This window comes from Gordonia liuliyuniae (genome assembly GCF_021738805.1).
In the GTDB taxonomy this organism is placed as follows: Bacteria; Actinomycetota; Actinomycetes; order Mycobacteriales; family Mycobacteriaceae; genus Gordonia; species Gordonia liuliyuniae.
This window is the reverse complement of the sequence record NZ_JAKKOR010000005.1, coordinates 297861-317172: the sequence shown is the minus strand read 5'-3', so window position 1 is coordinate 317172 and position 19312 is coordinate 297861. Positions and strand designations below refer to the sequence as shown.

Here is a 19312-nt window from a genome sequence, read left to right as displayed (position 1 = left end):
GAGACGCCACATGGCTGTCAAGATCAAGCTCACCCGCCTGGGTAAGATTCGCAACCCCCAGTACCGCATCGTCGTCGCCGACGCGCGCACCCGCCGCAACGGCCGCGTCATCGAGACCATCGGCAAGTACCACCCGAAGGAAGAGCCGTCGCTGATCGAGGTCGACTCGGAGCGCGCTCAGTACTGGCTGGGTGTCGGCGCACAGCCGACCGAGCCCGTCGCCGCCATCCTCAAGGTGACCGGCGACTGGCAGAAGCACAAGGGCCTCCCGGGCGCCGAGGGCACCCTGAAGACCGCTCCCGAGAAGACCTCCAAGCTGGACCTGTTCAACGCTGCGCTCGCCGCCGCCGAGAGCGAGCCCGCCGCCGCAGCCACCACCGCGAAGAAGAAGACCAAGAAGGCCGACGAGAAGGCCGACGAGGCCGCCACCGAGGCTCCGGCAGCCGACGAGGCCGGCGAGGACAAGGCACAGGCGTGAGCACTGTCGTCGCTGACGCAGTAGAGCACCTGGTCCGCGGGATCGTCTCGAACCCCGACGACGTGCGCGTCGACCTGATCACCGGCCGTCGCGGCCGGATGGTCGAGGTCCACGTGAGCCCCGAGGATCTCGGCAAGGTGATCGGTCGTAACGGCCGCACCGCGACCGCGCTGCGCACCCTGGTCACCGGTATCGGCGGCCGCGGGATGCGCGTCGACATCGTCGACACCGACCGCTGACGAGTTCGTTTCGATGGATCTCGTTGTCGGTCGCGTCGTCAAGACGCACGGCGTCCGCGGAGAACTCGTCGTTGATGTCCGCACCGACGATCCGCAGACGCGATTCGCCGTCGGTGCACGCCTGACCGGGCGTGCACCGAAGGGCGCGGATACGACCGAGTACACAGTGACAGCCGCCCGGAACCACTCCGGGCGGCTGTTGCTGTCGTTGCAGGGCGTCGCCGATCGGAGCGCCGCGGACGCTCTGCGTGGCACCCTGTTCATCGTCGACGCGTCGGACGTCGACTCCGGAGACGACCCGGACGAGTTCTACGACCACGAACTCGAAGGCGCGCAGGTCGTGACCGTCGACGGCGCCGATGTCGGCGTCCTCGCGTCGATCCTGCATCTGCCCGGCGGCGACGTTCTCGCCGTCCGGGCCGACGACGGACGCGAAGTCCTGGTGCCGTTCGTGCGAGACATGGTGCCGACCGTGACGCGCGAACGCATCGAGATCGACCCGCCCGAAGGTCTCATCGACCTCGACGCGGCCGTCTCGGAACGAGACTGACCGGCGTGCGGATCGACGTCGTCACGATCTTCAGTGAGTATCTCGAACCGCTGAAGGCCGCCCTGCTCGGCAAGGCGGTCGACGCGGGGCTCCTCGAGTTCGGTGTCCACGACCTGCGGCAGTGGACCTACGACGTCCACCACAGCGTCGACGACGCCCCGTACGGCGGCGGGCCCGGCATGGTGATGAAACCGCAAGTGTGGGGTGAAGCCCTCGACGCCGTCTGCCCGGATGACGCGCTGCTGGTGGTTCCGACGCCTGCGGGACGGCCGTTCACCCAGGCCACCGCGCAGCGGTGGAGCATCGAAGCCCATCTGGTCTTCGCGTGCGGCCGGTACGAGGGCATCGATCAGCGCGTCTTCGACGACGCCGCGCGCCGCGTCCGCGTCGAGGAGGTCTCGCTCGGCGACTTCGTCCTCATCGGCGGGGAGGTCGCGGTGCTCGCGATGGTCGAGGCCACCACCCGTCTGATCCCCGGCGTGATTGGCAATCCCCAGTCGCATCAAGACGATTCATTCTCCGACGGGCTCCTCGAAGGGCCCAGTTACACGCGTCCGAAAGTGTGGCGCGACCTCGAGGTCCCGCCGGTTCTGCTGTCCGGCGACCACGGCAAGGTCGCGCAGTGGCGGCACGAGCAGTCGCTCGAACGCACCCGGGACCGTCGCCCGGACCTGCTGCCCGACGACTAGGGCCCGCCCGACGAGCAAGTTCCCAGCGTGTCGCGGAACCGGACGGGGGCGCGGTGCGTCTGACCTGATGTGGGCACCGTCTGGAGCGACATCGAAACAGCCCTCGCACGCATCGACTCCATGGACGCAGGCGCGGCGTCCGCCGATGCGGCCGAGATCCGACGCATCGTGGCGGCAGCGCAGACGGTCGCCGCACGACTGACGTCGGTTTTCGCGGCGAGCGATGTGCTGGCGGGAGCATCCGCTGACGCGTCGACGGTGAGAGGTACCGCGCTCGCCTCGCTCGTCGACACGTCGGTGGCAGGCCTGCAGACCGGTGCGAATGCCCTGGACAACGCGTCAACTGCGCTCGCCGCCAGCATCAGCCACCGTGAACGCATTGCCGGGCTCACGAGTGTCGAGATGATGCCCGAGACGCGGATCGCGCTCGAGTCGGCCCTGCAAGGGCTGATGACTGGCGCCTACAACGTGCCGATGTCGTCGAGCACGTCCGGGGTCGTCGTTCCGGAAAGTGAGGTCTCGAACTGGACCGCGGCCGGGACTTCCGGAGTGTCGGCCGAGTCGGGGGCGATCGGCTCCGCGTGGTCTCCCGGAGTCGCCGACACCGCAGACACGGCATCGCGCGCGGACCTCGCGGCGGGCGGCCCGGGATCGATGCCGTCCGGCGTCACGGACGGCACGATGACAGGAGAGCAGGCCGGATCGCCCCGCGAGTCAGTGAACTCCGTCGGCGCGGCTCGGGCTGCCGGGGCGCCGGCCATGAGTACCACCACAGGTTCCGGTCGTCCCGACTTCGACCCTGCGGGCTCCGGGCCGTCGCCGAGCGGTCCCGTCGTCGTGACGCCGACAGTGACGAGCACCGCCGGAGACCTGACGTCGACATCGCCGCTCGGGCCGTGGCTCCTGGCTCCCGGGGTCTCGGGCGTCCCGGTCACGGGCGGTAGCCCGACGTCGTCGATGCGCTCACCCGGTGTGCCGGGAACGTCACTGTCGGGGCAGACGTCGACCGGACAGGCATTATCGGGGCGGTCATTATCGGGACAGTCGGCATCGGCCGGCGCCGCGGCAGCGGCGAGGACGTCGAGCGCGAGCCCGGCGATGGGGCCCGGCGCCGTCCGCCGCAAAGACGACGACGACCACACGACCGCGGACTATCTGCGGTCGACGCGGGAGGGCGAACTGCTCTTGGGCACGGCACCGCTCGTCACACCGGCGCTCCTGCCACCGCCGGTCGCCTCGATCGCAGACTCGGACGACGAGTCGGGCGGCGACCGGGGCGTCGTCGCGGACGTCGACGTCGACCAGCGACTCGATCCGACGTTGTGACCAGGCGCCGCACCGATTTCGTCTCGGTGCGATCGTCTGGCAGAATGTTTCAGGTTGCCTGTGCCGACCTGCCGGTCCACAGTGCACGAAGACCAATGATTCGGGCACGAACCGGTCGAACCCGCTTTCCGCGGGCCGCCAGGTTCCTCTGTCCAGCCGAACGAAACGGATCAGACATGAACACCCTCGACTTCCTCGACAAGCAGTCGCTGCGCGACGACGTCCCCGACTTCGCCGCAGGCGACACCCTTGACGTGCACGTCAAGGTCATCGAGGGCAGCAAGGAGCGCGTCCAGGTCTTCAAGGGCGTCGTGATTCGCCGCCAGGGCGGCGGCGTGCGCGAGACCTTCACCGTCCGCAAGGTCTCGTTCGGCGTCGGCGTCGAGCGTACCTTCCCGGTGCACAGCCCGAACATCGCCAAGATCGACGTCCTCACCCGTGGCGACGTCCGGCGCGCCAAGCTGTACTACCTGCGCGACCTGCGCGGCAAGGCTGCCAAGATCAAGGAGAAGCGCTGACCTCATAGCGCCTCGTGGGGCCCCGACCGTTGCACCTGCAGCGGTCGGGGCCCTCTTCATTTGTCCTGAGCTACGCGGTACTGCGGACTGCGTTCTGGTTCTCACAGGTACAGTCGCTACGCTGTTCGAGTGAATGACAGCACCGACGACGAGCCGAAGTTCGTCATCAGAGACGGCTCGGGCGACGCGACAGGCAGCGACACGACAGACGGCGACGAGAAGCGCTCGGGTTGGTCGCGGCTTGTAAAAGAGGTCGCGATCGTCGTCGCGATCGTCCTCGCGCTGATGTTCGTGTTCACCCAGTTCTTCTTCCGGCAGTACGTGGTGCCGTCCGAGTCGATGGAGTCGACGCTCCACGGTTGCGCAGGCTGCACCAACGACCGCATCGTGATCGACAAAATGGTCTACCGGTTCAGCGACCCCGAACCCGGCGACGTGATCGTGTTCAAGGCTCCGTCCGAATCGTGGGACGACGTGTGGCAGTCGCCTCGATCGTCGAACGCCGTCGTCCACAAAGTCCAGGACGTGCTGTCCTGGTTCGCGTTGCAGCCGCCCGACGAGAACAACCTCGTCAAGCGAGTGATCGCGACCGGCGGCCAGAGAGTCGAGTGCCACAACGCGGACGGCAAGGGCGTCACCGTGGACGGGAAACCGCTCGACGAGCCGTACATCGACAAAGACCTCCAGGTCGACACGAGCGCAGCGACGGACGGCGTCCTCGGCAAGGGGTCGTGCTACGGCAAAGACTTCGGCCTCACGGTGCCGGACGGGAACGTCTGGGTGATGGGCGACAATCGGTCGAACTCTGCCGACTCCCGGGCGCATCAGGGCGACCAATACCACGGCACCGTCCCGATCTCGGATATTCGCGGCAAGGTTCGTTTCGTCATGTACCCGTTCTCGCGGATCGGTGGTGTCGGCGACCACGACCCGCAGGGCTGATCGGCCGAGAGACTTGATGCACGATGACCTCTACTGAGCGTTGGCCGCCGCGTTCGCCGGTCCGTAAAGCGGCGTCGCTGCGCACCCTGGAGTTCACGTTGGCCCGACACCGGCTGGGACCGGTGGCGGGCGTCGACGAGGCGGGGCGCGGGGCGTGCGCAGGCCCCCTCGTCGTCGCGGCGTGCGTGCTCGGGTCGACGCAACTGAAGTCCCTCGCCGACCTCGACGACTCCAAGCGGCTGTCCGAGGCCACCCGGGAACGGTTGTACGACGCCGTGCAGCGTCACGCCGTCAGCTACAGCGTCGTGGTGGTGCCCGCCGCCGAAGTCGATCGGATCGGCGTGCACGTCGCCAACATCGAAGGGATGCGTCGCGCCGTCGCAGGACTGGACGTGCGCCCTGGCTACGTCCTGTCCGACGGATTCCAGGTCCCCGGACTGCCCGCGCCGTCGTTGCCGGTGATCGGCGGCGACGCGAACGCCGCCTGCATCGCCGCGGCGTCGGTGCTTGCCAAGGTGACCCGCGACCGCATCATGGTCGCTCTCGACGAGGCCGTCCCCGGCTACGACTTCGCAGTTCACAAGGGGTACAGCACGGCCACCCATATGGCTCGACTCGACGCGCTCGGGCCGTCGGGCGAGCACAGACTCTCGTACCGGAACGTCCGCGATAGGCTTGCATGATGAGCGCTGAAGATCTCGAGAAGTACGAAGCCGAGATGGAGCTGTCGCTGTACAAGGAGTACAAGGACATCGTCGGTCAGTTCACCTACGTGGTGGAGACCGAGCGTCGTTTCTACCTCGCGAACGGCGTCGACCTCATCCCGCGCAGCAACGACGGTGAAGTGTATTTCGAGATCCACATGACCGACGCGTGGGTGTGGGACATGTACCGACCGGCCCGCTTCGTCAAGCAGGTGCGCGTGGTGACGTTCAAGGACGTCAACGTCGAAGAACTCGAACGGGCAGAGCTGCGTCTTCCCGACGCGCCGTGACGCTGTGGGGTCGATGCTGCGGGGTTGATGCCGCAGGGTCGGGAGCCATTCTGCCCAGGTGAATCTGTGGATGACTTCCACGTTGTCCACAGATTGACGTTTTCGTCGGGAATCGTCTTCCGCTGGTCGGAGTCGTCGGCCATTGTCTGCGCATGGGGGACAAGACGAAGCGCCCGGACCGGCGCAGACAAATCGGTCGACTCGGCGAAGACGTGGCCGCCGAGCATCTCGCCGGTCTCGGGTGGGAGATCCTGGCACGGAACTGGCGGACCCGGTACGGCGAACTCGATCTGATCGCCGCGATCGGCGACACACTGGTGATCGTCGAGGTCAAGACACGCGCGAGTCGGACGTTCGGTGACCCGGTCGCCGCGGTCACCCCGCACAAGTTGCGGACGATGCGCCTCGTCGCCCGGCAGTGGTTGGCCGAACAGGAACGGTATTGGCCGATCATCCGTTTCGACATCGTGTCGATTCAACTTGACATCGCCGATCCTGAGGACCTCGAACGGGCGACGCTGGCCCACCACACCGGCGTCGTCGAATGAGGCGGCGGCCATGAGCGGGCTGGGGCGCGTTCACTCGGTCGGACTCAACGCGTTCGCCGCGGACGTCATCGAGATCCAAGCCAACATCAGCAACGGGCTACCCGGCTTCACCGTCAGCGGCAGCGCCGACACCTCGCTCCGCGAAGCGAAGGACCGGGTGCGCGCCGCGATCGGCAACAGCGGTGCGAAGTTCCCCGAGAAGAAGATCGTCGTCGCCCTCGCCCCGGCGAACCTGCCCAAGTCCGGAGCCGGGTTCGACCTGCCGATGGCGATCTCGGTCCTGATCGCCACCGGGCAGGCGCAGACCCCACTCCTCGGCGAGACCGTGCTGATCGGCGAGTTGGCGCTCGACGGACGCGTCCGCCCGGTACGCGGCGTCCTGCCGCTGCTCCTCGGCGCGCGCGACGCCGGCTTCCGTCGCGCCGTCGTCCCGATCGGGAACGTCCGGGAGGCGGCGCTCGTCGACGGACTCGACATCGGTGGAGCCGACTCCCTGTCGGACGTCGTCGCGTGGCTTGCCGGTGACCGCGTGCTCGACACCGTGTCGGACACCGGCGAGGCGCCCGCGTCGACGCCGATCCCGGACATGACCGACGTCGTCGGCCAGCCGGCGGCCCGACACGCGCTCGAAGTGGCCGCGGCCGGCGCACACCATGTCCTCATGACGGGCCCACCGGGCATCGGGAAGACGATGCTCGCGTGCCGGCTGCCGGGCATCCTCCCGCCGCTGGGCCACGACGAATCCCTCGAAGTGACGGCGATCCACTCGGTCGCCGGGACGTTGCCCGCCCACCGCCCGCTGATCGAGACTCCGCCGTTCATCGCGCCGCACCACAGCGCCAGCATCACCTCGCTCCTCGGCGGCGGGACCGGCCTGGCCAAACCCGGAGCCGTGTCCCGGGCCCATCGCGGCGTCCTGTTCCTCGACGAGTGTGCAGAGATGGGGGCGAAGGTCCTCGACGCACTGCGCCAGCCCCTCGAAGACGGGGTCGTGCGTGTGTCGCGGCGCGACGGCACCGCGTCGTATCCGGCCCGCTTTCAACTGATTCTCGCGGCGAACCCGTGCCCGTGCGCACCGGTCAACGACGTCGACTGCGTGTGCACCTCCATCGTCCGACGTCGGTACCTCGGCAAGCTGTCCGGACCGTTGATGGACCGGGTCGACATCCGTGTGCAGATGGAGCCGCCCGGGAACAGCGCGTTGATGACCGAGCAGGGGGAGCCGACGGACGTCGTCGGCGCGCGAGTCGCGCAGGCGCGGGCCGCCGCACAGGAACGGTGGCGCGAGCACGGCTGGCTGACGAACGCCGAGGTGCCGGGCAGCGAACTGCGACGGCGGTATCGGCTCGCGGCCGACGCGATGCGGCCCATCGAATCGTTCCTGGGGCAGGGGAGGATCACCGCACGCGGCGCCGATCGGGCGCTCCGGCTCGCGTGGACGCTCGCCGATCTGCGCGGCACGCAACGACCGGACGTCGACGACGTCACACAAGCATTGCTGTATCGGGACCGGGGGACAGGCAGATGACCGACGTGAACGACGCCGAACGCCGGGCGTGGGCCTATCTCGCCGCCGTCGCCGAGCCGCCGTCCGCGTCCGTGATCGCGCTCGTGTCGGCGATCGGAGCGGTCGCCGCCGCCGCGGCGGTGCGCGACCGTAAGGCTCCGGTAGGACACCTCGCGGCACTCGCCGCGACCGAAGCACGACATGCGACCGACACGTCTGTCGCCGACCTCGACACGGCGGATCGGGTCGGCGCACGGCTCGTCACGCCCGACGACGAGGAGTGGCCCGGCTGGTCGCTGTCGGTCCTCGATCGCGCATCGACGGCAGCGCGCGGCGGTGGGCCGCTCGCCCTGTGGGTGCGTGGGCCGGGTGCCTTGTCGTCGTTGGGCGACCCAGCCGTCGCACTCGTGGGTTCGCGGGCGGCATCGTCGTATGGCGAATACGTGGCGGGACAATTCGCCTCCGGCTTGGCCGCACACGGTCGGGCGGTCGTGTCCGGCGGTGCGTACGGGATCGACGGCGCCGCCCACCGCGGATCATTGGCGGCAGGCGGTCTCACGGTCGCGGTGCTGGCGTGCGGCGTCGACCGCGACTATCCGACCGGTCACGCCCGGCTCCTGCACGAGATCGCCGCACGCGGTCTGGTCGTCTCCGAATACGCTCCCGGCACGACGGCGGCCAAGCATCGCTTCCTCACCCGGAATCGGCTCGTCGCCGCACTGTCGGGGGCGACGGTCGTCGTAGAGGCAGGTCGACGCTCGGGTGCGGCGAATACCGCGGCGTGGGCGACGCGCCTGGGCCGCCCGCTCGGCGCGGTGCCCGGCGCGGTCACCTCGGCGACGTCGGTCGGTACGCACGCGATGATCGCGGACGGTCAGGCGACGCTCGTCGCGGACGTCGACCAGGTCGCGTCCCTCGTGGTACCCGACGGCGAGGACACGCGAGGTCCGGCGCCGATCCGCGACACCGACGGGCTGCCGCCCGACCAGTTCCGCGTGATCGAGGCGTTGCCGGCCCGCGAGTCGCTGTCGATCGACGAGATCTCATTCAGTGCGGGCATCCCCGTCGACGCGGTTCGCCGTGCGCTCGCCGCCCTCGACGTCGCAGGCCTCGTCGACGAAGAATCCGGCCTGTGGTGCCTGCGCAGGTGAGCCCGTGAACGCGACCGAGGCCGGGGTCACGGGCTCACTCCACGGTGAACGTCGCGGTCGCCCGCTCGGTAGGCGCGCAGAGCGGCGGACGATCGTCGCGCGCCGCGGCCTGCGGCGTCTCCAGCGCCGCGGTCACCCGGTACTCACCCGGATCGCCGGTCGGCCACGTCGTCCGCACCAGCGTGCCGCCGCCGTCGATCCGGTGGCTCTCAACCGCTGCCGGATCGGTCGACGTCTGGATGTCGAGGGCGAGCGCTTCGTCGGGCGGCAGCGGGGTAAGGGCGGCCCGGACCGCGTCGATCGACGGCGCGAACGTGGGGATGGACCGGGACGTCGACGCGACGTCGCCCCCGTCGCGTGTCACCGACGTGACGATAGCGCTGCCGATGCCGTGGGAGGGCAACGAACACGCCGCATTGGAGTCGTTGTGCACCACCAACATCAGCCGCGGGACGGTCCCGCTGGGACCGCGATCGGCCGACGAGCGGAGTTCCGCGGTGACCCCGCCAACTGTGTCCCCGCCAGGTGTGTAGTCGTCGGACGAACACGCCGTGGCGACCCCGCCGAGTGCGGCCACAGCACACGCGGCAGCGATCACTCGTATGCGAGTCATCGGCCGTCTCCGGTAGTCATGAATGCAGTTGTACACCCGCTGCCCGGCCGCTCGCTCGGCGACGAATCAGGTACGGTTATTAGGATTACCTAAGAAGGAGATGCTGCGCAATGGCGAAGCGACAGAACACGATGACGGTGCTACGCACCGAGGACCTGACGACGCATATGCGCAGGGTCTGGCTCGGCGGTCCGGGCTTTGACGACTTTCAAGCGACCGATGACACCGACATGTACGTCAAGCTCCAGTTTGCGCAGCCCGACCGGGAGGAACCGGTCCTGCGCACCTACACCGTGAGCACCTACGATCCGACGGCGCGGGAGATCTCGATCGACTTCGTCGTCCACGGCGATGAGGGCATCGCGGGGCCCTGGGCCGCGCACGTGGAGCCGGGGGAGACCATCGGATTCTTCGGCCCCGGCAGTGGATACCGCCCGGACCCGGATGCCCCGTGGCACTTGCTCGTCGCCGACGAGGCCGGGCTGCCCGCGCTCGCGGCTGCCGTCGAAGCTCTGCCCGCCGACGCCGTGGCGAAGGTCTTCGTCGAGGTCGCCGGGCCCGATGACGAACTCGAGCTGAACGGTCCGGCCGGCGCGGAGATCACCTGGGTGCACCGTGGATACGGGGCCGATGATGCGCCCGACGACGTCGCCGGAGACAACGCTCCGATCATCGCGGCCGTCAAGGCGGCCGAGTGGCTCGACGGGGAACCACAGGTGTTCATCCACGGCGAGGCGCAGGCCGTGATGAAGAACCTCCGTCCGTACATCCGCAAGGAGCGAGGCGTCAGCAAGGCACGCGCCGGGTCGATCTCCGGCTACTGGCGGCGCGGGCGCACCGAGGACGGCTTCCGTAAGTGGAAAGCCGACCAGCGTGCGGTGAACGACGCCGACGAAGCCGCGTGGTCCAAGGCTTGAGCCCTGCCCGTCTTACCGCGACCGCTGGACCGACTGTCCTACCCTGAACACCATGGCCGACGTCCTGGGTGCATTCGCCGATCACCTGCGCTACGAGAAGGCGCGTAGTGACCACACGGTGCGCGCGTACGTCGGCGACGTGCGAGGCATGATCGCCTTCACGGGCGCGCGCGGCGTCGAACTCGCCGATATCGATCTCGCGCTGCTGCGCGCATGGCTCGCCGAGCACACGCGACGCGGCGCCGCCCGCTCATCGGTCGCCCGCGAGGTGTCGTCGGCGAAGACCTTCTTCGCCTGGGCTCAGCGCGAAGGCCTCGTCGCGAGCAATGTCGCCGGACGACTGCAGGCGCCGAAGGCCCACCGCGTCCTGCCGCACGTCCTCGACCCCGAGGCCGCCGCCGAGGCGGTCGACGCCGCGGCGCCCGCCGATCCGGACGACCCCGTCGCGCTCCGCGATCGGCTGATCGTCGAACTGCTCTACTCATGCGGCATTCGCGTCGGTGAACTGTGCGGGCTCGACCTGGGCGACGTCGATCCCGACCGACGCGTGCTGCGCGTGATCGGCAAAGGCGATAAGCAGCGGTCGGCCCCGTACGGCGGGCCGGCGCAGACTGCGCTCACCGACTGGCTCCGACTGGGCCGCCCGGCGCTGGCGACGGCAACGTCGGGGGACGCGCTGCTCCTCGGAGTCAAGGGCGGCCGCCTCGACCAACGGATGGCGCGCACCGTCGTGCATCGAGCCACCGACGACGGCAACGGGGGCTCCATCGGCCCGCACGGGTTGCGCCACAGCGCCGCCACCCATCTGCTCGAGGGTGGCGCCGACCTGCGCGTGGTCCAGGAGTTACTCGGGCATTCGTCGTTGTCGACGACGCAGCTCTATACGCACGTCAGTGTCGAGCGACTGCGAGCGGTCCACGACCAGGCACATCCTCGGGCATGAGCGGCTTCAACCGCACCCGCAGCACCCCGAGCAGCCCGAGCGGATTCAGATACACGGCGTCACGGCCGCTTCCTTGTCGAGCACCCCAGTGCAGGCAGGCCGCCGCCCGACATCCCGCGTGGCCGACGGCGAGCACACCGATCACCTGACCGCGCCCGATATGCTCGCCGCGCCGTACCCGCGCGACGACCGGCTCATACGTCGTCACGATCCCGTCCGCATGCCGGATCGACACTGTCGGCTTTCCGGCGACCACGCCCGCGAAGTGCACAGTGCCGGCCCGTGCGGCCAGTACCGGCGCGTCCGGTGCAGCGGCCAGGTCGACGCCGCGATGCCCGGGCTGCCATCGCTTCTCCGGCGGGTCGAACGGACGAACGACCGCCGGTCGCGGCGCCAACGGCCAGTCGTAGGAAGTTCGGGGTGCGGCAGTTTGAGGTGCGGCAGTTTGGGGTGCGGACATGGCCGTAGCCCCGAACGGAAGCAGGACTGGGACGCATGCAAGAACGAGCACGCACGCAAGGACGAGGACGCACGCGAGGACGCGACAGACGAGTGCACGCGGGCGGACCGATCTCATACAAGGTCAGACGCATCGGCCCCATCGGCGGTTCCGCGACGCGCCGCAGGGCACGATCATCGAACACGATTGCTGGGGTCGATCGGCGTGATTTTGCTGGTCGTGCCGTATCGGAGTAGTCTTTCCGACGCACCCGGGTATGTCTCGGGTGACTTCGCGCGTCCGCGCGGACCGTCACCGAAAGTCGACGGTCCATCGGTCGTTCTGCGCAGTCTCGAACCGCGGAATCGGTTGGAGTGCAGGCGATTGCGGGCGCTAGGGTCCGACCCCGGCCTGGGGGAGGACGTCGAACTGCTAGAGAGGACAATCATGGCTGTCGTAACCATGAAGCAGCTGCTGGACAGCGGCGCGCACTTCGGTCACCAGACCCGTCGTTGGAACCCGAAGATGAAGCGTTTCATCTTCACCGACCGCAACGGCATCTACATCATCGACTTGCAGCAGACGCTGTCGTACATCGATCGCGCCTACGAGTTCGTCAAGCAGACCGTCGCCCACGGTGGCACGATCCTGTTCGTCGGCACCAAGAAGCAGGCGCAGGAGTCGATCGCCGCAGAGGCGACCCGCGTCGGCATGCCGTACGTCAACCAGCGTTGGCTCGGTGGCATGCTCACCAACTTCCAGACCGTGCACAAGCGCCTTCAGCGTATGAAGGAGCTCGAGGCCATGGAGCAGACCGGTGGCTTCGAGGGTCGCACCAAGAAGGAAATCCTCATGCTCACGCGTGAGAAGAACAAGCTCGTCCGCACCCTCGGTGGTATCCGCGACATGGCCAAGGTGCCCTCGGCCGTGTGGGTCGTTGACACCAACAAAGAGCACATCGCCGTCGGCGAGGCCCGCAAGCTGAACATCCCGGTCATCGCGATCCTGGACACCAACTGCGACCCCGACGTCGTCGATTACCCGATCCCGGCCAACGACGACGCGATCCGCAGCGCAGCGCTGCTGACCCGCGTGATCGCTTCGGCCGTCGCCGAGGGCGTTCAGGCGCGTGCCGGCCAGGGTTCGAGCGATGCGAAGCCGGAAACGGCTGCAGAACCGCTCGCCGAGTGGGAGCAGGAACTGCTCACCGAGGCGTCCGCGCCGACCGAGGCTGCAGCGGCTGAGGCTGTCGCGACCGAGCCTCCGGCGACCGAAGCTCCGGCTGAGGCCCCGGCCACTCCGGCCGCAGAATAGATCTCTGCGACACCGGACGACTCGACACACCGAAGAATCCTAAGAAGGAGGATCGCCTCACATGGCGAACTACACCGCAGCGGACGTGAAGCGTCTGCGCGAAATGACCGGTTCGGGCATGCTCGACTGCAAGAACGCACTGGCCAACAACGACGGTGACTTCGACAAGGCCGTCGAAGAGCTGCGCATCAAGGGCGCCAAGGATGTGGGCAAGCGTGCGGAGCGCTCCACGGCCGAGGGGCTCGTCGCAGCTCGTGACGGCGTCATGGTCGAGCTGAACAGCGAGACCGACTTCGTCGCCAAGAACGACGAGTTCCAGAAGCTCGCCGATGACATCCTGACCGCAGCCGTCGAGCTGCGCACCAACGATGTCGCCGAACTGTCGGCTGCCAAGCTCGGTGACGGCACCGTCGCCGAGGCCGTCGAGGCGCTCTCGGCCAAGATCGGCGAGAAGCTGGTTCTGCAGCGCGTCGCAGCGTACGACGGCCCCGTCGCCGTCTACCTGCACAAGCGTGCGTCGGACCTGCCGCCCGCCGTCGGCGTCCTGGTCTCGTACACGGGCGAAGGCGACGCCGCTGCGGAGGCCGCTCGCGGGACCGCGATGCAGGTCGCAGCGCTCAAGGCCAAGTACGCGAGCCGTGACGAGGTCCCCGCGGACGTTGTCGAGAACGAGCGTCGTATCGCCGAAGAGACCGCGAAGGCTGAAGGCAAGCCGGAGCAGGCTCTGGCGAAGATCGTCGAAGGTCGCGTCAACGGCTTCTACAAGGACGTCGTCCTCGTGGACCAGCCGTCGGTCACCGACTCGAAGAAGACCGTGAAGGCGATCCTCGACGAGGCGGGCGCCGCCGTCGTCGCGTTCTCGCGCTTCGAGGTCGGCCAGGCCTGATCGAGCCGCCGACTCACCAGAGTCGAACGAGAGGTCCGGTGCCCGCGATGGGCGCCGGACCTTTCGTCGTTCGCATGTGCGCCAGCAGCCTCTCGTGGCGCGGGGCTCGGCGAGGACCGAGACCGTGCCGGGTCCGCGGCCAGTCGTTCCACGATGCGGCGTCTGGTGGCGTCGCCGGTTCTGACACGCGTTCAGCATCCAGTCGGCGTCTACGGAGACCGTTCTTCTAAGATGAATGGGATCTGTCTCGGGGCGTCGACTGCTGCCGAGGCGACGATGTCGAGGTGGAAGAGGATTGATGACTGCTCAGTCTCCGGCCGGTCAGCGGAACGGTGGTTACCGGCGAGTCATGCTCAAGCTCGGAGGGGAGATGTTCGGCGGCGGCGAGGTGGGTCTGGACCCCGACGTGGTCGGTGCGGTCGCCGACCAGATCGTCGAGGTCGTCAACTCGGGCGTCCAGGTCGGCATCGTGATCGGCGGCGGCAACTTCTTCCGCGGGGCCGAACTGCAGCAGCGTGGACTGGACCGTGCCCGCTCGGACTACATGGGCATGCTCGGTACGGTCATGAACTGCCTTGCGCTGCAGGACTTTTTGGAGAAGCGTGGGGTCACCACACGTGTTCAGACGGCCATCACGATGGGGCAGGTGGCCGAGCCGTATCTGCCGTTGCGGGCGGTGCGTCACCTGGAGAAGGGTCGCGTGGTGATCTTCGGCGCAGGCATGGGCATGCCGTACTTCTCCACCGACACGACAGCCGCTCAACGCGCACTGGAGATCAAAGCCGAGGCCGTCCTGATGGCGAAGGGCGTTGACGGCGTCTACTCCGACGACCCGCGCACCAACCCGGACGCCGAACTCTTCCGTTCGATCACTCACCGCGAGGCGATCGAGAAGGAGTTGAAGGTGGCCGATGCGACGGCGTTCAGTCTCTGCATGGACAACAACATGCCGATTCTCGTGTTCAACCTGCTCGAACGAGGCAATATCGCACGTGCGGTCGCGGGCGAGTCGATCGGGACCCTGGTCAGCACCGAATCGGCCGACTAGAAACGCTTCTTAACAAGATAAGGACATCGACATGATCGACGAAGCTCTGCTCGACGCCGAGGAGAAGATGGAGAAGGCCGTCAACGTCGCACGCGACGACATGGCCGCCATCCGCACCGGCCGCGCCAACCCGGCGATGTTCAACCGGATCGTCATCGACTACTACGGGTCGATGACGCCGATCACCCAGGTCGCGGGTATCAACACGCCGGAACCCCGACTGGTCGTCATCAAGCCGTACGAGGCGTCGACGATGCGCGATATCGAGACCGCGATCCGCAACTCCGACCTCGGGGTCAATCCGACCAACGACGGCAACGTCATCCGGGTCGCGATCCCGCAGCTCACCGAGGAGCGTCGCAAGGACCTCGTAAAGCAGGCGCGCGGCAAAGGCGAGGACGCGAAGGTCTCGATCCGCAGCGTTCGGCGCAAGGCGGCCGACGAGCTCAAGCGCATCCAGAAGGACGGCGAAGCAGGCGAAGACGAGGTGTCGCGCGCCGAGAAGGAACTCGACAAGACCACCCACTCGTACACCGATGTCGTCGACGAGCTGGTGAAGAACAAGGAAGTCGAGCTTCTCGAGGTATGACGACCCCGTCGACGTCCAAGGCCGGACGTAACCTCCCCGCTGCCATCGGGGTCGGCGTCGGCCTGGGCGCCTTGCTCATCGCGGTCCTGGCGCTGGTGCCGATGGCCTGGTACGGCATTGTCTCGGTCGCCTTGGGCATCGCGACGTGGGAGGTCTGCAAGCGGCTCCACGCCGGCGGCTTCGGGGTGCCGGTCTGGCCCCTTCTCGTGGGTGGGCAGGCCACCATCTGGGTCTCGTGGCCATGGGGGATCCAAGCGTCGTTCGTGGCGTTCGCCGCCACCGTCCTGGTGCTGATGGTGTGGAAGCTGTTCGCGCAGGGCCTCGCGAACGCTCCGCAGGACTACGTTCGGGACGTCTCGATGTCGATCCTGGTGCTGGCGTGGTTGCCGATGCTCGCGACGTTCGGCGCCGAGATGGTGGCGCAGGGCGAGGGGCGCTACCGGGTGTTGACGCTCGTGATCGTCGTGGTCTGTTCCGATGTGGGTGGCTACGCGGCGGGCGTCCTGTTCGGCAAGCACCCGATGGCTCCGGCGATCAGCCCGAAGAAGTCGTGGGAGGGCTTCGCCGGATCGTTCGTCGTCGGCACCGTTGGCGCCGTGCTGTGCTCGCTGTTCCTCCTCGACACCGATTGGTGGGTCGGGATGGCACTCGGTCCGCTCATGGTGATCGTCGCGACGACCGGTGATCTCGTCGAGTCGCAGTTCAAACGCGACCTCGGGATCAAGGACATGGGCTCGTTGCTGCCGGGCCACGGCGGAATCATGGACCGGCTGGACTCGCTGCTTCCGTCAGCGCTGGTCACCTGGGCGGTGCTCACCGTTCTTCTGTGAGGTGTCGGCCGTGAGAGAATGGACGCATGACGTCTCTGCCACTGGTCTTCGACGCGCCTAAACGCGGTCGTCCGCCCACGCATTTCGCCGATCTCGACGAGGCCGGGCGGATCAAGGCGGTCGCCGACCTCGGACTCCCGAAGTTCCGCGCCAACCAGTTGGCTAAACAGTATTACGGCCGGTTGACCGGCGACGTCGCCGAGATGACCGACCTGCCCGCAGGTCGGCGCGACGAGGTCGGTGAGGCGCTGTTCCCGACGCTGATGACGCCGGTGCGGCACGAGGCCGTCGACGACGGGTCCACCCGCAAGACCCTGTGGCGTCTGCACGACGGAACACTCCTCGAGTCGGTCCTCATGCGATACACCGATCGGAACACCCTGTGCATCTCGTCGCAGGCGGGCTGCGGCATGGCCTGCCCGTTCTGCGCGACCGGGCAGGGCGGGCTCGACCGGAATCTGTCGACCGCCGAGATCGTCGACCAGGTACGCGCGGCGTCACGCGCCGTACGCGACGGCGACATGGGCGAGCCGAGCAGACTGTCGAACGTCGTGTTCATGGGGATGGGCGAGCCGCTCGCGAACTACAAACGAGTCGTCGACGCCGTCCGCAAGATCACCTCGCCCGCCCCGGACGGATTCGGCATCTCGGCGCGGCACGTCACCGTGTCGACCGTGGGTCTGGCCCCGGCGATCCGCCGTCTCGCCGACGAGGGCCTCGCGGTGACGCTCGCCGTCTCCCTGCACACGCCCGACGACGAACTGCGGGACACCCTCGTACCGGTGAACAACCGATGGTCAGTGTCCGAGGTACTCGACGCCGCCCGCTACTACGCCGACCAGACGGGCCGACGGGTGTCGATCGAATACGCGCTGATCCGCGACGTCAACGACCAGCCGTGGCGAGCCGATCTGCTCGGCGAGAAGCTGCGCCACAAGCTCGGCGGACTCGCGCACGTCAATGTCATCCCGCTCAATCCGACGCCGGGCTCGGAGTGGGATGCCAGTCCGAAACCCGTCGAAGCCGAGTTCGTGCGGCGAGTTCGTGAGCAGGGGATCTCGTGCACGGTCCGCGACACTCGCGGGCAGGAGATCGCCGCGGCGTGCGGACAGCTGGCCGCCGAAGAACGTTAGCGCCGATCCATCGCACGAGTAGGGCCGGTCACCTGTGGTGACCGGCCCTACTCGCGTGAAGCCTTGCTGAGTGTCGCTAGCGTCGCCACGCGCCCTTGCGGGGGATCATCTTGTAGCCCGCGAAGCCGATCAGGCCGACGGCGAACACGATGAGGTAGATGTCCTCGACGTGTCCGACGTGGTTGCCGACCAGCATGGCCAGGCAGATCAGGCCCGAGACGAACGCGGCGATCGCGTAGGTACGGGGCGCGGTGCCGCTCCAGCCGAAGCGGGCCGACGGCGCGTCTGCGGGTTCGCGGACCCAGCCGGTATCGATCTGTTCGACCTCAGTGCTCGCCACGTCCACTCCTTATGACAGCCGGTAGTAGTTCGGGCTACAGCATAACCTGACGCCCTGCGTCCGCGTGCACGTGGTAGACCGTGGCGCGAGTGCGCCACAATGGCTCTCGTGAGGACACGCGTATTGATTCTCGGTTCGACGGGATCCATCGGCACCCAAGCGCTCGAGGTGATCGCCGAGCACCCCGACCGGTTCGAGGCGGTCGGTCTCGGTGCGGGCGGCGGTAACCTGGATCTGCTGCAGCAGCAGGTGGCCGCGACGGGTCTCGCGCCCTCGCAGGTGGCGGTGGCCGACGACGACGCAGCAGCGGCGTTGTCCGACCGCATCGGCGGTGTGTCGGCCGGTGGTGGCGGCTCGTCCGGTGGTGGTGTGCTGGCGGGTGATGGAGCGATGGTTCGGCTGGTCGAGTCGGTCGAGGCCGACGTCGTGCTGAACGGCGTGGTCGGCGCGATCGGCCTGGGCCCGAGTCTCGCGGCGCTGCGGTCCGGTGCCCGGCTCGCCCTGGCCAACAAGGAGTCCCTCGTCGCGGGCGGGTCCCTTGTTCTCGACGCGGCGGCGCCCGGACAGATCGTGCCCGTCGACTCCGAGCACTCGGCCATCGCTCAGTGCCTGCGCGGCGGAACCGCCGACGAGGTCGATCGACTCGTGCTCACCGCGTCCGGCGGTCCGTTCCGCGGCTGGACTGCCGAGCAGGTCCGCGACGTGACGCCCGAACAGGCCGGAAAGCATCCGACCTGGTCGATGGGGCCGATGATCACCCTCAACTCGGCGACATTGGTCAACAAGGCACTCGAGGTCGTCGAAGCACATCTGCTGTTCGACGTGCCCTACGACCGGATCGACGTCACCGTGCACCCCCAGTCGATCGTCCACTCGATGGTGACGTTCGTCGACGGCGCGACCATCGCGAAAGCGTCCCCGCCCAGCATGAAGCTCCCGATCGCGCTCGCGCTCGGTTGGCCCGACCGCGTCCCCGGGTCGTCGGCGGCATGCGACTGGACCCAGTCCGCGACGTGGACGTTCGAGCCGGTGAACGATGACGTCTTCCCCGCGATTGCGCTCGTGCGGGAAGCCGGAAGGATCGGCGGCAGCCTCACCGCAGTGTTCAACGCCGCTAACGAGGTCGCCGCCGAAGGATTCTTCGCGGGCGCGCTCTCGTTCCCGGCGATCGTCGGGACGATCGCCGACGTGCTTGCCGCCGCCGATCAGTGGTCGGGCGAGCCGGGTACGCTGGACGAGGTTCTGGCAGCAGACCGGTGGGCGCGTGAGCGCGCAGCGGCCCTGGTCGCTGCCGCCTCGAAGTGATGTGAGCGGAGTC

General features: G+C 68.1%; 24 protein-coding genes. 21 read left to right on the top strand and 3 right to left on the bottom strand.

What is annotated here, in order from left to right; translation table 11 throughout:
* Window positions 1-10 precede the first annotated feature (10 nt).
* The 12 genes from rpsP to dprA all read left to right on the top strand — a co-directional run bounded on the left by rpsP (window position 11) and on the right by dprA (window position 8942).
* The gene (rpsP, locus tag L5G33_RS07115; protein ID WP_236997460.1) at window positions 11-478 is read left to right on the top strand and encodes a 30S ribosomal protein S16; all 468 of its coding nucleotides are present in this window, start codon (window positions 11-13) and stop codon (window positions 476-478) included.
* On the top strand, window positions 475-717 hold the full coding sequence (locus L5G33_RS07110) for an RNA-binding protein (protein ID WP_161896119.1): 243 nt from the start codon (window positions 475-477) through the stop codon (window positions 715-717). The genes rpsP and L5G33_RS07110 overlap by 4 nt, the downstream gene beginning before the upstream one ends.
* A 13-nt stretch (window positions 718-730) precedes the next feature.
* The gene (gene rimM, locus L5G33_RS07105) at window positions 731-1267 is read left to right on the top strand and encodes a ribosome maturation factor RimM (protein ID WP_236997459.1); all 537 of its coding nucleotides are present in this window, start codon (window positions 731-733) and stop codon (window positions 1265-1267) included.
* A gap of 5 nt (window positions 1268-1272) precedes the next feature.
* Window positions 1273-1956, top strand: coding sequence for a tRNA (guanosine(37)-N1)-methyltransferase TrmD (trmD, locus tag L5G33_RS07100; RefSeq protein ID WP_236997458.1), 684 nt, complete (start codon window positions 1273-1275; stop codon window positions 1954-1956).
* A gap of 69 nt (window positions 1957-2025) precedes the next feature.
* Window positions 2026-3282, top strand: coding sequence for a hypothetical protein (locus L5G33_RS07095; protein WP_236997457.1), 1257 nt, complete (start codon window positions 2026-2028; stop codon window positions 3280-3282).
* A gap of 176 nt (window positions 3283-3458) precedes the next feature.
* A complete protein-coding gene (gene rplS, locus L5G33_RS07090) occupies window positions 3459-3800 on the top strand; it encodes a 50S ribosomal protein L19 (protein ID WP_236997456.1) in 342 nt (113 codons plus the stop codon).
* A 129-nt stretch (window positions 3801-3929) separates the two neighbouring features.
* Complete coding sequence (gene lepB / locus L5G33_RS07085) at window positions 3930-4742, top strand: signal peptidase I (protein ID WP_372476870.1); 813 nt, start codon at window positions 3930-3932, stop codon at window positions 4740-4742.
* Between the two features lie 23 nt (window positions 4743-4765).
* A complete protein-coding gene (locus tag L5G33_RS07080; protein WP_236997455.1) occupies window positions 4766-5425 on the top strand; it encodes a ribonuclease HII in 660 nt (219 codons plus the stop codon).
* Window positions 5425-5736, top strand: coding sequence for a DUF2469 domain-containing protein (locus L5G33_RS07075; protein ID WP_236997454.1), 312 nt, complete (start codon window positions 5425-5427; stop codon window positions 5734-5736). The genes L5G33_RS07080 and L5G33_RS07075 overlap by 1 nt, the downstream gene beginning before the upstream one ends.
* 152 nt (window positions 5737-5888) lie before the next feature.
* Window positions 5889-6284, top strand: a complete 396-nt coding sequence (locus tag L5G33_RS07070) for a YraN family protein (RefSeq protein ID WP_236997453.1) — start codon at window positions 5889-5891, stop codon at window positions 6282-6284.
* Between the two features lie 10 nt (window positions 6285-6294).
* A complete protein-coding gene (locus L5G33_RS07065; RefSeq protein WP_236997452.1) occupies window positions 6295-7812 on the top strand; it encodes a YifB family Mg chelatase-like AAA ATPase in 1518 nt (505 codons plus the stop codon).
* Window positions 7809-8942, top strand: coding sequence for a DNA-processing protein DprA (dprA, locus tag L5G33_RS07060; RefSeq protein WP_236997451.1), 1134 nt, complete (start codon window positions 7809-7811; stop codon window positions 8940-8942). Before L5G33_RS07065 ends, dprA begins: the two co-directional genes overlap by 4 nt.
* A 34-nt stretch (window positions 8943-8976) precedes the next feature.
* On the opposite strand, the gene L5G33_RS07055 is transcribed toward dprA, so the two are convergent.
* Window positions 8977-9555, bottom strand: coding sequence for a hypothetical protein (locus tag L5G33_RS07055; RefSeq protein WP_236997450.1), 579 nt, complete (start codon window positions 9553-9555; stop codon window positions 8977-8979).
* Between the two features lie 110 nt (window positions 9556-9665).
* Between L5G33_RS07055 and L5G33_RS07050 the strand changes: the two genes are divergently transcribed.
* Window positions 9666-10472 (top strand): siderophore-interacting protein, encoded by an 807-nt coding sequence (locus L5G33_RS07050; protein WP_236997449.1) that lies wholly within the window; start codon window positions 9666-9668, stop codon window positions 10470-10472.
* A 52-nt stretch (window positions 10473-10524) separates the two neighbouring features.
* Window positions 10525-11415, top strand: a complete 891-nt coding sequence (locus L5G33_RS07045; RefSeq protein WP_236997448.1) for a tyrosine recombinase XerC — start codon at window positions 10525-10527, stop codon at window positions 11413-11415.
* Here the strand turns inward: L5G33_RS07045 and L5G33_RS07040 are convergent.
* Window positions 11363-11875 (bottom strand): M23 family metallopeptidase, encoded by a 513-nt coding sequence (locus L5G33_RS07040; protein WP_236997447.1) that lies wholly within the window; start codon window positions 11873-11875, stop codon window positions 11363-11365. The two genes, L5G33_RS07045 and L5G33_RS07040, sit on opposite strands and share 53 nt — an antisense overlap.
* 426 nt (window positions 11876-12301) lie before the next feature.
* Here L5G33_RS07040 and rpsB point away from each other — a divergent pair, with 426 nt between their 5' ends.
* From rpsB to rlmN, 6 genes are all read left to right on the top strand, one after another.
* Window positions 12302-13168 carry a 30S ribosomal protein S2 gene (gene rpsB / locus L5G33_RS07035; protein ID WP_236997446.1) on the top strand — a complete coding sequence of 289 codons (867 nt, stop codon included), beginning with the start codon at window positions 12302-12304 and terminating at the stop codon, window positions 13166-13168.
* 61 nt (window positions 13169-13229) lie between these two features.
* Window positions 13230-14054 (top strand): translation elongation factor Ts, encoded by an 825-nt coding sequence (gene tsf, locus L5G33_RS07030; RefSeq protein WP_236997445.1) that lies wholly within the window; start codon window positions 13230-13232, stop codon window positions 14052-14054.
* 298 nt (window positions 14055-14352) lie between these two features.
* Entirely contained in the window at window positions 14353-15102 is a 750-nt protein-coding gene (pyrH, locus tag L5G33_RS07025) for a UMP kinase (RefSeq protein WP_236997444.1), read from the top strand.
* Between the two features lie 31 nt (window positions 15103-15133).
* Window positions 15134-15691 (top strand): ribosome recycling factor, encoded by a 558-nt coding sequence (frr, locus tag L5G33_RS07020; protein ID WP_236997443.1) that lies wholly within the window; start codon window positions 15134-15136, stop codon window positions 15689-15691.
* Entirely contained in the window at window positions 15688-16521 is an 834-nt protein-coding gene (locus tag L5G33_RS07015; protein ID WP_236997442.1) for a phosphatidate cytidylyltransferase, read from the top strand. Before frr ends, L5G33_RS07015 begins: the two co-directional genes overlap by 4 nt.
* Window positions 16522-16547: 26 nt before the next feature.
* Window positions 16548-17654 (top strand): dual-specificity RNA methyltransferase RlmN, encoded by a 1107-nt coding sequence (gene rlmN / locus L5G33_RS07010; RefSeq protein ID WP_236997441.1) that lies wholly within the window; start codon window positions 16548-16550, stop codon window positions 17652-17654.
* A 76-nt stretch (window positions 17655-17730) separates the two neighbouring features.
* On the opposite strand, the gene L5G33_RS07005 is transcribed toward rlmN, so the two are convergent.
* Window positions 17731-17994 carry a DUF2631 domain-containing protein gene (locus L5G33_RS07005; RefSeq protein ID WP_236997440.1) on the bottom strand — a complete coding sequence of 88 codons (264 nt, stop codon included), beginning with the start codon at window positions 17992-17994 and terminating at the stop codon, window positions 17731-17733.
* 99 nt (window positions 17995-18093) lie between these two features.
* On the opposite strand from L5G33_RS07005, the gene dxr reads away from it, so the two are divergent.
* A complete protein-coding gene (gene dxr, locus L5G33_RS07000) occupies window positions 18094-19299 on the top strand; it encodes a 1-deoxy-D-xylulose-5-phosphate reductoisomerase (RefSeq protein ID WP_236997439.1) in 1206 nt (401 codons plus the stop codon).
* The last annotated feature ends 13 nt before the right edge of the window (window positions 19300-19312 follow it).